This window comes from Pseudomonas sp. Z1-12, from assembly GCF_051132015.1.
GTDB lineage: Bacteria > Pseudomonadota > Gammaproteobacteria > Pseudomonadales > Pseudomonadaceae > Aquipseudomonas > Aquipseudomonas zanjanensis.
In genome coordinates this window covers 2,198,771-2,211,854 of record NZ_CP071647.1, presented here as the reverse complement: position 1 = coordinate 2,211,854, position 13,084 = coordinate 2,198,771, and the positions used below count along the sequence as shown (strand labels likewise).

The following is a 13,084-nucleotide window of genomic DNA, read 5'->3' as shown; positions in this document are numbered from 1 at the left end:
TGTTTTTTGGATAAGGGACTGCCCACAAGGCAGATTGAAGGTGCTGACCTGGCATGACCGTCCGGTAACAAGGACGAGAAACGCTAGCGAAGATCCTCATGACGCGCGTGGTCGACCCTCGAAAGTTGACACTGCCTGAGATTCTTCGCTGTTTCTCTTCGTTGTAGCGCATTTGCGTAGCAGCCCTTCGATAACACTACACAACCGATGCACGACCCCGTCGAAGTCAGGCGGACGAACGCTGACGGCCTGGTTTCGGTAGCAGGCAGGCACTTACCGAGTAGCGAAGTTTTTTTGCGAACCACCAGACAGATCAACCAAATGGTCAAGGGGCTTACACATGAATCTGAATAATCAACCATCTATTGATGAACTGGCTCGCATGTTCGCCGCACACAAGGACACACTCGACAGCCATATCCTGTGGATCAGCAAGACTGGCCAGGTGCGTATGGACTGCCTGTCGCCCTACACCCAAGAAGACGAGTTCGAAAAGAACACGCAAGAGCTGTGCGCCCGGCTGAAGATGTACCGCCGTGGCCAGGGCTATGTGGGCAAGAAGGCCGCGGCTGACAAAGACTTCATGGGCCGCGTGCTGCAAACGCTGACCCAGGCCTGGCAGTCGATGCAGAACACGTCCGAGGTCCGGGTTATCGACCGCCTCTGCTGAAATCCCCTAACAAAAGGGCCCGCGCCTGAACCAGGAGCGGGCCCTTTTTTTGTGAGACGGAACTAGAACACCGACCAGCCGATGCGCTGGCTCATCATCTCCAGCGCCGCCATGCCGGCCAGGGAGTTGCCGGCGGCGTTGAGTTCCGGCGACCAGACGCAGACGGTGAACCGGCCCGGTACCACGGCGACAATCCCGCCACCGACACCACTCTTGCCCGGCAGGCCGACGCGATAAGCGAAGTTGCCAGCCTCATCGTACAGACCGCTGGTGGCCATGATGGAATTGACCTGCTGGGTTTGCCGGGCGCTGAGGATCTGTTCGCCGCTGTGTTTGCAGAATCCGTCGTTGGCCAGGAAGCAGAACGCCCGCGCCAGGTCGATGCAGCTCATCCGCAGGGCGCAGTGGCTGAAATAACTGCGCAGCACCGCTTCCACGTCATTGTGGAAGTTGCCGAACGATTGCATCAGGTACGCCATCGCCGCGTTGCGGGCGCGGTGCTGGTACTCCGACTCGGCGACCTTGCCGTCCACCATCACCTGGGGGTTACCCGACAGGCGGCGCACGAAATCGCGCATCGACAGCGCTGGCGCGGCGAAACGGGACTGGTTGATATCGCAGATCACCAACGCGCCGGCATTGATGAATGGGTTACGCGGGCGGCCGCGCTCGAATTCCAATTGCACCAGGGAGTTGAAAGGCTGGCCGGAGGGCTCATGGCCCAGGCGCTCCCAGATCGCTTCGCCGGAATGCCCGATGGCCTGCACCAGGCTGAACACCTTGGAAATACTCTGCACTGAAAACGCTGTTTCAGCGTCGCCGGCGTAATACAACTCGCCATCATTGCCGTACACGGCAATGCCCAACTGATTGGGCACCACGGTGCCCAGGGCAGGAATGTAGTCGGCGACCTTGCCCTGACCGATCAGGGGGCGAACCGCATCGAGGATCTCGTTCAACAGTGCTTGCATATGCGCGGGGTCCAGTCATTCCCCGTTCGAGTGCGGGGATACAGACGCTAGACGCTGGTGGGCGGGATCAGAGCACACTGAGTTGCGAGGAAAAAACGTGGCGAGGGAGCTTGCTCCCGCTGTGCTGTGAAACAGCCCCATCGATGATCGCTGCAACCTGACGGACCGAGTGGATGGATCAGGGCCGCTACGCGCCCCAGCGGGAGCAAGCTCCCTCGCCACAACAGCCGTGTTCGCCGCAATGAATGCAAGCGTTTTCAGTGGCGCTGGTCGTCGAATCGAGCGGTCTATAGTTCAAAGGATCAATCGGCAGGAGTAGACGATGCGTCAGATCATGCAAAAAGAACCCTGGTGGGCCTCGCCGCCCCAGCCCGGGCAGGATGAAAGCGAACTGGAATGGGGCTGGCTGGTGATCTACAGCGAAGGCGAACCGCGCTTCGAGTTCATCAAGGAGCGCCCATCGGACGAACAGATCCGCCATCGCAAGGGTTGTCGCGTCACCCTCGGCTCGGAATGAGTCGGCCCGTCATGGCTTGAGGTCCGGCAAGACCACCGCTCGATTGGCCAGGTCAGCCTCCATCAGGTTGCCTTTGATTTCCTCGTCCAGGTAATACACCGGTGCCATCACTCCGCTGAGGGGATGCTTGAGTGACTTGAACCAGGCTTCGTCGAACGCCGCGCTCAGGCTCTTGCGGATCTGCGCCTCCATTTCCGGCCGCTCACCCTCGTGGATGATCGCGCGAATACCCGCCACGCCCACCGAAATCAACGCCCCGGCCGCCTTCCCGGCCACGGCCGCCGCCGCACCGGTTGCCCCACGCGTGACGAACTGGGCCTCGATTTTTTCGCTGGTGCGTTGCGCCACTGTTGTAATCACCGCCTCCGATGGCCCGGCCCCCGTGCTTGCAGCCTTGTTGACGTGATCGATCAGGGCCGCATAGGCCGGTAAGGTGTTCAGCGGCTCGGCGTGAACCATCTCGTACAACGAAGCATCACGCGCCGCCGGCGGGCCCAGGCGGATGGCAGGGATGCCATGCAGGCGTCGGTTCATCAGTTCATTCGGAATTCGATGCCGCTGGGCGATGACCTGGGCCTGTAGATTGAGCTGACGGATGTAGTAGCCCGTCGCGTTGGCCCTGATCGCCTCGGGATCGATTTCCACCGCCACCGGCGCCAGCACCTGCTCGCGATATTGCTCCTGCAGGTAAACCGCCAGGCGCTTGGCCGAAGAATCCGCCTCGCCCTCGGCACTGGCCGCGTACCAGCTGACCTTCACCGCCAGCCATTCCTGGGTCCAGTAGCTGCTGAACCAAGGGATGAATTCAGCCTCGGTGCGTTCATACACCAACACGCGCCAATGCTCCATCGACCCGCGTGCATAGACGGCCGCCTGTTCGAGGGCGCCCTTCGACGCCGCGATGATCTGCTGGTCTACCTGTCGCCAGGTGTCCTGGGCAATCATCACCGTGGCAACCGGTGGACCGCGCTGTGGCGTGGCGCACCCCGCCAGAACGAGCACAACGGCCAACATCAGCGAACGCCGCACAGTCGCGCCACCCCGGATTCCTGTCATCCATGGGGTTGAGTATAGGTCGCCTCGCTCCACAGGTTTCGCCGGTGTTCAAGCAATCGGCATCACCCCAGATCCCCTGTGGGAGCGAGCTTGCTCGCGATGGCGTCCTGTCAGTCACTTCATCATCGACTGAACTGGCGCTATCGCGAGCAAGCTCGCTCCCACAGGGATTGTGTATCTCTCAGAACCGGGTGAAATGCTCGAACTGCCAATCATCGGCCGCTCCATCCCCGCGAGCCTTGTGAAGGGCACCGGTCGGCGTCCAATCGGTGCGTTTGCCCACCAACGTCCCCAGGTAAGGCCGGGCGACTTCCAGCACGCGTTCATAGTCCATTTGTTCCGGCTCGACGATGCCACGATCCGGATGTTCAATGGCCCAGACGATTCCCGCCATGACACCGGCCGCCACTTGCAGGCTGGTGGCGTTATTGAAGGGCACCAGGGCCCTCGCCTCGTCAATGCTCAACACCGAACCGAACCAGTAAGCGTTCATTTCATGTCCCATCAGCAAGACCCCCAAGGCATCCACCCCACCGGGGTCGATTTCGCCGTTGAGGATCCGCTGCCGGGCCTGGGTTTCCCAGCCACGACCGATCAGCTCATGGACTGACAGCCAGGCATCGTTGCAAGGATGATAGGCGTAGTGCAGGGTCGGTCGATAAACCAACTTGCGCTGGTCCTTCACGGTCAGCAAATCGGCCGTCGAAGCGGTTTCGTGGTGGGTGATCATCAGCCCCAGGCATGGCCCGCCCACCGGCGTCCAGGTCTTGATCAAGACGCTGGCGCTCGGACGTTCCAGATAGATCGCGTTGCGGCTCCCGAAACCATGACGCCGGGCAGCCGTTGGCCAAGTCCGTTCATGGGACCCCCACCCCAACTCGGCCGGCTGACGGCCCTCGCTGATGAACCCCTCCACCGACCAGGTGTTGACGAACTCGTCGTCTTCCTTGGGACGCTGGGAGCGTTGGCTGTCGCGTTCGGCAAAATGAATGACCTTGATCCCCAACGCCATGCTCAGCCTGGCCCAGTCCACACCGCCCGGTTTTTGCGGCAGCGGCTGCTTCAATTGCATCGCCAGCTCAACCAGCCCGGCCTTGAGCAAATGGGTGATCAAACCGGGATTGGCGCCATGGGCCACCACTGCCGTCGGGCCTCTGCCCAGTTTTTTGCGCAGGCCCAGCACTTGATAGCGCAACGCGTAGTTGGTCCGATGGGAAAGGTCCAGGTGCGGATCCTCGTAGCCTCCCGCCCACGGCTCGACGCAGGTGTCGAGGTACAGCGCGCCCTTCTCGAACGCGTACGCCATGAGGTCCAGGGAGCTGACCTCGACGGACAGGTTGACGATGAAATCACCACGTTTGACGAAGCGATCGAGGATTTGTGCATAGTTCCGTCGGGTCAGGGCCTTGGGGATAAAACGGATTCCCCGCTCCTTGAACCAGATGTTGTGGTCGATCACCGGTGCGATGACGGTGATCTGCTTGATCTCGACGTGATCCTGCCCCAGCAGCAAGGGCAACGTGGCCCGGGCGATGGAGCCGAAGCCGATGAAGATCAGGCGGCCGGTGAACGGGGTCTGACGTTTCATGTGCTGCCTCCTTGAGAAGGGTGTACGGCCCATGAAATAACCGAACGGTGATCGAGGCTACTGTCAAGGTTGACAGGTGCGGCGCAGATCGCCCTGCGCCGCACCTCGCGTGCGCCTACGAAGTGCCCAGCCCGCCGGACAGATCCGTGCCGGAGTGGGCCCGTCCGTTGGCCGGCGTAACGGCGGGCTCGTCACGGTGTTCGGTGGTTTTGCTCACCGTATCGCGCACCGTTTCATAGCCTTCCCGCGCCGTGCGCTTGACCTTGTCGGCCAGGTCGGCGCTGGTCTTGCCCATCGTTCGCTGTTCGGTAGAGGTGCTGGGCAACGCCGCGCCCAGCATCGCCCCGAGGGCGATACCCGCCGCCGCCATCATCAACGGCTGCTCCTTGAGCAGACGGCTGAACTGATCGCCCAGATCCTGCGAACCGTGGGCCATGCGCTCACCGGTCTGCTGGGCAGTGTGCCGCGCCTGTCGGGCACCCGCCCCCAGGCCATCGGCTAGATGCGAGGCCTTGTCCTTGAGCTGATGAAAGCCTTCACGCAACGAGTCGGTGGTGTCGTGCAAGTGCTCCCTGGCACTGCCCAGCCCCCCGGCAAGGCCCTCACCCCAACCGCCGGAATCCTGGTCCGGCCCGACGCGATACCCCACCCGTGGCGGATGGTTCTGCCCAAGCATCAGCCAGCACAAGCCAACCGTGGTCAACACGGTCGGCACCGGGTTGTTGCGCACCGTAGTGCCCAGGTTGCCGAAAAACTCGGCGCCATTTCCCTTCACGAGCCCCAGGGCCTGATCCAGCATTTGCCCTGGCGTGAACTTGCTGCCCAAGGCATCGACGATATGGCTGATATGGGCGCGCTGCTCGTCGATTTCGCGCTCGATGGCCTCTGGGCTCTTTTCGGATTCGGTTTTGAATTCATCCTTCATGAGGCTTTCCTCCGCAGGGCTTCCTGGTCTTTGTTCAAGGCATCGAGCGTTCGGTCAGGCTTGAAGTGGGACGGTTCGAACTGTTTCTTGCCCGACTGGACCATGACAAAACCAATGATCATCACCACCACGCCGACGATCAGCGCCGCCAGCCAGGGCGCCATCATCGTACTCAGGCCATACACCGCCGCCATCAACAGGATGATGAAGCCGGCCATGAGCACCATGGCGCCACCGGCCACCGCAGCAATGCCCGCCTTGAGCGTGTTGAGGCTCGCCTGGAATTCAGCCTTGGCCAGCGCCAACTCCTTGATGAAGAGCGAGGGGACTTCGTGGGTCAATTGCCTGAGCAACCCCATGACCGAGGCATCGCTTTCGGGCGTCGACGCGCTGGCGGTACGCTGCATATCTGGGTCTGGTCGGTTCATCACAACTCTCCTCTGGTATTGGCCGAACCCGGCAGCGAGCCGGTGGCTGAATCACTGGGATGGTCCTGGACACTCGGTGAGGTCGGGGTGACACCGGTGGCCAGGCCGCTGCGGGTGGCGGCACCGGGGCCGATGGGATCAGGGGTCGATTCAAAAGGCCGCTGGGCGCCGAATCCTCCGGCGGGAGGGTTTGAATGCCCGGCGGCAGGTTCGTCGGCCTCGGTGGCGACCGGCGAGGCACCGGCCTTGAGGAATCGCGACAGCCCAAAGCCCACCGCGATGCTGCCGGCGAGGAACAGACCGGGGTTATCCCGCGCCAGGCGAGAACCGTCATGCAGCAACTGTTCGGCACTCTTGTTGCGCAATTTGCCGGCCAGGCCGCTCATGCAGTCGGCCATGTCCGCCAGATAATGGGATAAGCCGAGGGTGTCGTTGGCTTCGAGCTCCGACATGGCGGATTTGGCGCCACGCGCCAAGGCATCGATCTGGTCCGCCGCGGTATCGCGGTACTGGCCGAAATGCGCGTCGGCCTTTTCGCGGGCGCTGCCGATCGCTTCGTTCACGTCCTCCTTGATGTGGTTCAGGGATTCCTCAGGCCGACCTTGGCTTGAAGTGCCGCTTTGTCGCTCGGGGTTGTTGTCCGGGATAGTCATGTCTGTCCATCGCCTCCGTGATGAAAAACTCAACGACAGGCAGTCGCTAAGCGATGCCTGGATAAGTGCCTCTCAGAACAAATGACGGGACGCGATGCGGGCTAGTTCCAACGAGTTTCAAGGCTGGACGCTGTGTGGTCGTTGAAGCCGCTTGATGGGTTTTTACGGCAAAAAAAATGGGCATTGGTTGTGAACACCGATGCCCAATGCAGAGCTGTGATGAGGGCTGCTCATGTGCCCCTGTGGGAGCGAGCTTGCTCGCGATGGCGCCGGATCAGCCAGCATTGATAGTGACTGACACACCGCCATCGCGAGCAAGCTCGCTCCCACAGGTATACAACCATCAGGACTCCATCGTCGCCGCCTGGTTGCCGCCCTGCTCGGCAATCTTCGAGAGTTTCTCGTCGGTGGCTTTTTCTTCCTTGAGGGTCGCCAGCAGCAGGCCGACCACTTCATCGCCCAGGTTCAAGTGCTTGGCCATGGCGATCAAGGTGCCGTAACTGGCGATTTCGTAGTGCTCGACTTTCTGCGCCGCGCCGATCAGCCCCGCATCGAGCACCGCGCCTTTTTCGATTTCCTCGATCAGCTCCTTGGACTCTTCCACCAGTCCTTCCATGGCAATACATTTCATGCGCTTGAGCTTGATACCCGCCACTTCGACAAGGGTATCGATGCGCTCAATCTGCCCCTGGGTTTCCTCAAGGTGATCGTGAAAGGCTTGTGCGAGCAAGGGGTTGGTGGTGGCCCGAGCCATGCGCGGCAAGGCACGGGTGATCTGTTTTTCAGCGCTGTAGACATCGGACAGTTCGTGGATGAACAGGTCTGTCACGGTTTTTCTGGCCATTTCAATCTTCCTCTGTTCAGAAGGCGAGCCTCGAAAGGGTTGATGGGGTGAAGCCGGCAGAGGCGGCTTCACCTGTCATCAACACTGACCCAGGGGAAATTTCGGATGTTCCGGAAATTTGCCGAAACGTTGACAGAGGGTATCGGTGACGCGCTCAACCCAACGCCGTGTCGAGAAACATCATCACCCCAAACCCCATCATCAAGCCGAGGGTGGCCGGGGTTTCATGGCCGTTGCGATGGGTCTCGGGAATCACCTCGTGGGAGACCACGAAGATCATCGCCCCCGCCGCCAGCCCCAGGCTGATGGGGTACGCGACGGACACGCCCGACGACATGCCCAGGCCGATCACCGCCCCCAGTGGCTCCATCAGCCCTGAACCGACCGCGATGAGCGCGGCACGCAAGGTGCTGATACCGGTGACGCGCAGCGCCATGGCAATGGCCAGGCCCTCGGGAATGTCCTGGATGGCGATGGCGGTGGTCAGGGGCAAACCGACCTTGAAATCGCCGTCGGCAAAACTGACGCCGATGGCCATGCCTTCCGGCAAGTTGTGCAAGGTGATGGCAAGTACAAACAACCAGACACGATTGATCCGCTCGGCCTGGGGACCACGCCGGCCACTGAGTTCATGTTCGTGGGGAACGAAGCGGTCCAGGCCGATCATCAGGGCCACGCCCAGCCCCAGGCCCACCACCACGACAAACGCGGCGAGCAACTGATTGCCACAGATAATCTGTGCCGCCTCGATGCCCGGCAGGATCAATGAGAACGAACTGGCGGCGAGCATCATGCCGGCGGCAAACCCCAGCATGATGTCCTGGGTACGCGAGGAGATATCCCGCAGCACCACCGCCATCATCGCCCCCAGGGCGGTGGCGGCAAAACCCGATGTTCCGCCCAGCACGGCATAGCCGAGGTTTTGACGATTGGCGCCAACCAAGGCGTTGTAGCCACTGTAGAGCAACAACGCGGCCACCAATGCCAGCCCGAGCCAGAACGTCAGCCCCAACAAGAGATTCTCTTGCACGGGGTTCAGCCAAGTGCGCCAGGGCGATCGAATCCGGGAAGTGGGCTGGTCCATCGAATGTCCTTACGGGTCTTGGCTCGAAATATCAGGCGAGGGAGTCGCCTCCCTCGCCATTTGTTTACAGTTTGTCACCTTGCATCCCCGAACCCAAGTCGGCGCCCGTGGTGGGGTTGCTTTCAGGGTTGGACATCGTCCGCGCCTTCATGTCCATCAACAGTGCTTCGTCCTTTTCACTCAACTGCACGCTGGCCAGGCCATCGCCACCGTCGACCGCCGGAACCGGGTTCTCGACGAATTCCCAATCGTCGCCCTGGTTCCATGGGCCACGCACGGTAGGTTCACCCTGGGACATGTTGAAGTACACGTTAGTGAACTCCGGCATGCCGGGCAGCTTACCTTGTGGGAAGTTGGGCTGGATGGCATGCAAGGCTTTTTCGAACGACAACTGATGGGCGATTTCACGGGTCATCAAAAAGCCCAACGCTTCCTTAACCCCCGGGTCGTCAGTGACGTTCATCAATCGCTCATAGACAATTTTTGCCCGGGCTTCAGCGGCGATGTTGGAACGCATGTCTGCCGTCGGCTCACCGATCGTGTCCACATAAGCAGCAGTCCACGGCACCCCGGCGGAATTGGTCAATGGCGAGCCGGCACCGTACAGGAGGCTGGTGATGTGGGAGTCGTTACCGGCACCGTTGATGTCCCGGTACAGTTGGCCCTCCTTCTCCACCCCTTCAGCCATCTTGCCCTTGGCGCCCTTGTTCAACATGACGATGATCGAGCCGATCACTTCCAGATGGCTGAGTTCTTCGGTGGCAATGTCCATCAGCAGATCCTTGCGCCCTGGATCGTCCTCGGACAAGGCCTGGGTGAAATAACGCGACGCCGCCGCCAATTCCCCCTGGGCGCCACCGAACTGCTCGAGCAGCAGGTTGGCGAGTCCAGGATTAGGCTCGGCGACACGCACGGTGTACTGCAATCGTTTGTTATGTAGAAACATGATTGAACTCCTCGCTCAGGCACACTTCATGAGCACACTGCCGACCGGCAGGCTCATGAAAATATGAAGAAGTTAAATGAATAAAATTTAGTTTTTATTCAAGACGAAAGACGAGTGGTTAATTGCAACTCAAGCCCCTCGCTCATCTCTTGAACAATCAATAGCGCAGCGAAGCCGGGCATGAAATACCCGACTTTTAATATCAAGGCCGGAACAGGTCCCATGCCAACGGCACGGGACCTGCGAGACCACGGGACATTACGATTTACGACCGCCACCGTGGCTGTTTTCACCGCCTTTCTTGCCAGCTTCGGAAGCTTTTTCCCGGTCGTTGGCAAAGTTGCCACCCGACGCCTGGCCACCTTTGCGGCCGGCTTCCGAAGCGCGCTCAGGGTCGTTGGCAAAATTACCACCCGAGGCTTGCCCGCCTTTGCGGCCGGCCTCTGCAGCACGTTCCGGGTCGTTGGCGAAGTTACCGCCAGACGCCTGGCCACCCTTGCGTCCAGCCTCGGATGCGCGTTCCGGATCGTTGGCAAAGTTGCCGCCCGACGCCTGGCCGCCTTTCTTCCCGGCTTCCGATGCCTTCTCACGATCGTTAGCGAAATTGCCAGGGTTGTTATTGCCTGTGTTAGCCATTTCATTCACCTCGTTAGTTGATGTCAACGAACCAGTTGGCTCGTATTATTCGGAAAATCTGACGCCGCCAAGGTTTGAAAAAAGAGCAGCAAACGGCGACGAACGGTCAACGGCTTTATTTATATCCCCACTGCCCGGGTATTTATTGCGCCAGCCTATTAAACAAGCGGCGGTTGATTAGCAGCATTAAATACCGAAACTTCGTCCAGCGAAGAAACCTGTGGGAGCGAGCTTGCTCGCGATGGCGTTGGATCAGCCTGCATTGATGTTGATTGACACACCGCTATCGCGAGCAAGCTCGCTCCCACAATTGCCCCGCCTTCAACATTAAAAAACAGTGCGTGTCTTTCCACGCTGTCCGCCAAGGGCCCGGTGGCGCCGGCACCCCATTGCACCGGTCTCGTCACCCAAGCCTCGCGCCGTTCCAGGAAGCCAAAACTCGCGGGCTGCCGGTGTTGTCTTGCACCACCGCACTGACCGGCTTGCGGTGTCCGGGCACCCTGTCGCCGATGCCCGGATAGAGCAATGTCAGGGTGAAATCGGGTCACTGGCCGGGAACGTTTCTTCCAGTGCTTCATCCAGTTGATTGTTGGTAATGTCCCGCTCGCCGACCTTGCCACTTCGTTCGCAATGACAATCCGCCGCCGGACACGGCTCGCCATTGGGGTGTTGTTCTGCGCAGGCCTGGCTGCAATAGGCCTCGCCGTCATGATTGAACACCCGCTCGGGATCTACCTCGCAATGGCAGCCGGGGCAGCCACAACGCAGTTCGCTCATGTTCGTCCTCCTGGGGACCGGGTGTTGTCACGATCCCACCAGTAATTGAACCTCCAGGTTGGCCGCCGCGACGCCGTGCTTCGCTACATACACCTCGTCGGCCCAACCTTTGGTCAGGTTGCGATACGTCTGGGTGCCAAGGGCCGATGTGTCCCATTCCATGACATCGCCGATGTCGACGTCATTGGCGGGCCCCAGTTCAAGCACTGTGTGGCCCTCCTCTTCCGACACGTAGACACCTACCCTGGCGCTCTGTCGATTGATGGCTCTTACCTCACCGGTGGTCTGCTTCATACCTGTCCTCTTTTCTTTTGACGGCAGGTTTGGCGCGGTCGGGCCGCGCCACACTTTTCACCTCAGCGCTTGGCTTCGGTATGCGGATTGGCCGAACGCTCCAGGAACGCTGCGGTAATCTGCGGAAGGTGCTCGCGCAGCCATTCAGCCATGGCGATTTCCTGGGGCAGAATCTGCTCGCAAGCCCTTTGGGTTTCCACATCGCCGGCCACTTTCGCCGCTTCGATCAGCACCGTGTACGAAGCGATCTCAAGGTTCTCGAAGACGTAGCCGCTCATGGCACCCTTGACCACTTCGTCACTCATCGCCATGCCGCCCATGGCTTGGCCGAACGCCATCAGCTTGCCGGCCATGTCCTTGAGCATCGACGGGCTACCGCCCAGGCGCTGGATGCACTGTTCCACCAGCTTCTGCTGCCCGAGCGTCTCCTCGATGTGCTGTTCGATCCGGGCCTTGAGGACCGGGTAATGTTCCAGGCGTTCGGCCTGGGCCTTGAGCATTTTCTCCGCTTGCTGTTCCATGGCATGGGCATCGTTGAGCCAATCCAGCAGGTTCTCTTTAGGGGTTGCCATTGCGTTCTCCTTATCAGTGTCATTGACGCACTGCAGTGCGAGAGCTTTGAGATAGCGCACATAAGGTGGATGTCCCTCGTGTGGGGAAAGTTTGAAGAAACACCCTCGGAGGGCGACGAAAGGCGTGTGGCAAGCCTGCTGCTAACCTCAACGATTCCAGGCCAGCGGAGAACCCACATGCCCGACGATCTTCAGCGTGACCCCGTCGAACAACTGCAGCAGTACATGGCCGGACGCCGTTTCCTGGTGCTGACCGGCGCGGGAATCAGCACCCCGTCCGGCATTCCCGACTACCGCGACAGCGACGGCGTGCGGCGGGGCAAGCAACCGATGATGTACCAGGAGTTCCTCGCCAAACCCGAGGCGCGACGGCGCTATTGGGCGCGAGCGATGCTGGGCTGGACACGCCTGCGTCAAGCCCGACCGAACCAGGCCCACGACGCCTTGGCGGCATTGCAAGGACAGGCTCGCATCAGTGGCCTGATCACCCAGAATGTCGACGCCTTGCACGACCGGGCTGGCAGCCAAGGCGTCATCGAACTGCACGGCAGCCTGCACCGTGTGCTGTGCCTGGATTGCGGCCAGCGCAGCGAGCGACAGCAGATTCAACACTTGATGGAAGCTGAGAACCCTTACCTGGTCGGCGTCGATGCGGTGCAGGCACCCGATGGCGACACCCTGCTCGACCCGGCGTTCGAGGCGCGCTTCCAGGTGCCCCGTTGCCCCCATTGCGAGGGCGAACGCTTGAAACCCGATGTGGTTTTCTTCGGTGAAAACGTCGCCGCCGCCACCGCGGCCCGCGCCACCCAGGCGGTGGAACAGACGGATGGGCTGTTGGTGGTGGGCTCATCGTTGATGGCGTATTCGGCGTTCCGCCTGTGCCGGGCGGTCAAGGACCAGGGCAAGCCGTTGCTGGCGATCAACCGAGGCAAGACCCGGGCTGATGAGTTGCTGGACTTGAAGGTCGAAGTACCGTGCGAAGAACTGCTGCCCTTGCTGATTTGACGATCACAATGCCCCCTGTGGGAGCGAGCTTGCTCGCGATGGCGGCGGATCAGCCAGCATTGATATTGACTGACACACCGCCATCGCGAGCAAGCTCGCTCCCACAGGGATTGGGTGG

Annotated in this window: 16 protein-coding genes; 3 read left to right on the top strand and 13 right to left on the bottom strand. The window is 60.7% G+C overall.

What is annotated here, in order from left to right; translation table 11 throughout:
• Positions 1–340: 340 nt before the first annotated feature.
• Positions 341–670, top strand: a complete 330-nt coding sequence (locus J3P85_RS09845; protein WP_186710489.1) for a hypothetical protein — start codon at positions 341–343, stop codon at positions 668–670.
• 62 nt (positions 671–732) lie between these two features.
• On the opposite strand, the gene glsB is transcribed toward J3P85_RS09845, so the two are convergent.
• Positions 733–1,641, bottom strand: a complete 909-nt coding sequence (gene glsB / locus J3P85_RS09840; protein WP_186710491.1) for a glutaminase B — start codon at positions 1,639–1,641, stop codon at positions 733–735.
• A 322-nt stretch (positions 1,642–1,963) separates the two neighbouring features.
• Here glsB and J3P85_RS09835 point away from each other — a divergent pair, with 322 nt between their 5' ends.
• Positions 1,964–2,158, top strand: coding sequence for a hypothetical protein (locus tag J3P85_RS09835; protein WP_053123348.1), 195 nt, complete (start codon positions 1,964–1,966; stop codon positions 2,156–2,158).
• Between the two features lie 9 nt (positions 2,159–2,167).
• Here J3P85_RS09835 and J3P85_RS09830 read toward each other — a convergent pair whose 3' ends face one another.
• From J3P85_RS09830 to J3P85_RS09775, 12 genes are all read right to left on the bottom strand, one after another.
• Positions 2,168–3,172, bottom strand: a complete 1,005-nt coding sequence (locus tag J3P85_RS09830; protein WP_434705635.1) for a hypothetical protein — start codon at positions 3,170–3,172, stop codon at positions 2,168–2,170.
• 223 nt (positions 3,173–3,395) lie between these two features.
• On the bottom strand, positions 3,396–4,802 hold the full coding sequence (locus J3P85_RS09825; RefSeq protein WP_434705634.1) for a saccharopine dehydrogenase C-terminal domain-containing protein: 1,407 nt from the start codon (positions 4,800–4,802) through the stop codon (positions 3,396–3,398).
• 115 nt (positions 4,803–4,917) lie between these two features.
• Complete coding sequence (locus J3P85_RS09820) at positions 4,918–5,727, bottom strand: DUF3618 domain-containing protein (RefSeq protein WP_434705633.1); 810 nt, start codon at positions 5,725–5,727, stop codon at positions 4,918–4,920.
• On the bottom strand, positions 5,724–6,155 hold the full coding sequence (locus tag J3P85_RS09815) for a phage holin family protein (RefSeq protein WP_434705632.1): 432 nt from the start codon (positions 6,153–6,155) through the stop codon (positions 5,724–5,726). Before J3P85_RS09815 ends, J3P85_RS09820 begins: the two co-directional genes overlap by 4 nt.
• Entirely contained in the window at positions 6,155–6,808 is a 654-nt protein-coding gene (locus J3P85_RS09810; RefSeq protein ID WP_186710501.1) for a hypothetical protein, read from the bottom strand. Before J3P85_RS09810 ends, J3P85_RS09815 begins: the two co-directional genes overlap by 1 nt.
• Before the next feature lie 343 nt (positions 6,809–7,151).
• Complete coding sequence (locus J3P85_RS09805) at positions 7,152–7,652, bottom strand: ferritin-like domain-containing protein (protein WP_434705631.1); 501 nt, start codon at positions 7,650–7,652, stop codon at positions 7,152–7,154.
• 154 nt (positions 7,653–7,806) lie between these two features.
• Positions 7,807–8,736, bottom strand: coding sequence for a ZIP family metal transporter (locus J3P85_RS09800; RefSeq protein ID WP_434705630.1), 930 nt, complete (start codon positions 8,734–8,736; stop codon positions 7,807–7,809).
• 64 nt (positions 8,737–8,800) lie between these two features.
• Positions 8,801–9,682 carry a manganese catalase family protein gene (locus J3P85_RS09795; RefSeq protein WP_434705629.1) on the bottom strand — a complete coding sequence of 294 codons (882 nt, stop codon included), beginning with the start codon at positions 9,680–9,682 and terminating at the stop codon, positions 8,801–8,803.
• A 258-nt stretch (positions 9,683–9,940) separates the two neighbouring features.
• Complete coding sequence (locus tag J3P85_RS09790; RefSeq protein WP_186710506.1) at positions 9,941–10,318, bottom strand: general stress protein; 378 nt, start codon at positions 10,316–10,318, stop codon at positions 9,941–9,943.
• A gap of 528 nt (positions 10,319–10,846) precedes the next feature.
• Positions 10,847–11,095 (bottom strand): metallothionein, encoded by a 249-nt coding sequence (locus J3P85_RS09785; protein WP_411385153.1) that lies wholly within the window; start codon positions 11,093–11,095, stop codon positions 10,847–10,849.
• Positions 11,096–11,122: 27 nt separating this feature from the next.
• The gene (locus J3P85_RS09780; protein WP_434705628.1) at positions 11,123–11,389 is read right to left on the bottom strand and encodes a hypothetical protein; all 267 of its coding nucleotides are present in this window, start codon (positions 11,387–11,389) and stop codon (positions 11,123–11,125) included.
• Between the two features lie 62 nt (positions 11,390–11,451).
• Entirely contained in the window at positions 11,452–11,961 is a 510-nt protein-coding gene (locus J3P85_RS09775; RefSeq protein ID WP_434705627.1) for a ferritin-like domain-containing protein, read from the bottom strand.
• Between the two features lie 177 nt (positions 11,962–12,138).
• Between J3P85_RS09775 and J3P85_RS09770 the strand changes: the two genes are divergently transcribed.
• A complete protein-coding gene (locus tag J3P85_RS09770; RefSeq protein ID WP_434705626.1) occupies positions 12,139–12,966 on the top strand; it encodes an NAD-dependent protein deacetylase in 828 nt (275 codons plus the stop codon).
• Positions 12,967–13,084 lie beyond the last annotated feature (118 nt).

Coding starts and splice junctions, on each gene's coding strand:
- J3P85_RS09845 (WP_186710489.1), top strand. CDS start 341: ATGAATCTGAATAATCAACCATCTATTGATGAACTGGCTCGCATGTTC.
- glsB (WP_186710491.1), bottom strand. CDS start 1,641: ATGCAAGCACTGTTGAACGAGATCCTCGATGCGGTTCGCCCCCTGATC.
- J3P85_RS09835 (WP_053123348.1), top strand. CDS start 1,964: ATGCGTCAGATCATGCAAAAAGAACCCTGGTGGGCCTCGCCGCCCCAG.
- J3P85_RS09830 (WP_434705635.1), bottom strand. CDS start 3,172: ATGTTGGCCGTTGTGCTCGTTCTGGCGGGGTGCGCCACGCCACAGCGC.
- J3P85_RS09825 (WP_434705634.1), bottom strand. CDS start 4,802: ATGAAACGTCAGACCCCGTTCACCGGCCGCCTGATCTTCATCGGCTTC.
- J3P85_RS09820 (WP_434705633.1), bottom strand. CDS start 5,727: ATGAAGGATGAATTCAAAACCGAATCCGAAAAGAGCCCAGAGGCCATC.
- J3P85_RS09815 (WP_434705632.1), bottom strand. CDS start 6,155: ATGAACCGACCAGACCCAGATATGCAGCGTACCGCCAGCGCGTCGACG.
- J3P85_RS09810 (WP_186710501.1), bottom strand. CDS start 6,808: ATGACTATCCCGGACAACAACCCCGAGCGACAAAGCGGCACTTCAAGC.
- J3P85_RS09805 (WP_434705631.1), bottom strand. CDS start 7,652: ATGGCCAGAAAAACCGTGACAGACCTGTTCATCCACGAACTGTCCGAT.
- J3P85_RS09800 (WP_434705630.1), bottom strand. CDS start 8,736: ATGGACCAGCCCACTTCCCGGATTCGATCGCCCTGGCGCACTTGGCTG.
- J3P85_RS09795 (WP_434705629.1), bottom strand. CDS start 9,682: ATGTTTCTACATAACAAACGATTGCAGTACACCGTGCGTGTCGCCGAG.
- J3P85_RS09790 (WP_186710506.1), bottom strand. CDS start 10,318: ATGGCTAACACAGGCAATAACAACCCTGGCAATTTCGCTAACGATCGT.
- J3P85_RS09785 (WP_411385153.1), bottom strand. CDS start 11,095: ATGAGCGAACTGCGTTGTGGCTGCCCCGGCTGCCATTGCGAGGTAGAT.
- J3P85_RS09780 (WP_434705628.1), bottom strand. CDS start 11,389: ATGAAGCAGACCACCGGTGAGGTAAGAGCCATCAATCGACAGAGCGCC.
- J3P85_RS09775 (WP_434705627.1), bottom strand. CDS start 11,961: ATGGCAACCCCTAAAGAGAACCTGCTGGATTGGCTCAACGATGCCCAT.
- J3P85_RS09770 (WP_434705626.1), top strand. CDS start 12,139: ATGCCCGACGATCTTCAGCGTGACCCCGTCGAACAACTGCAGCAGTAC.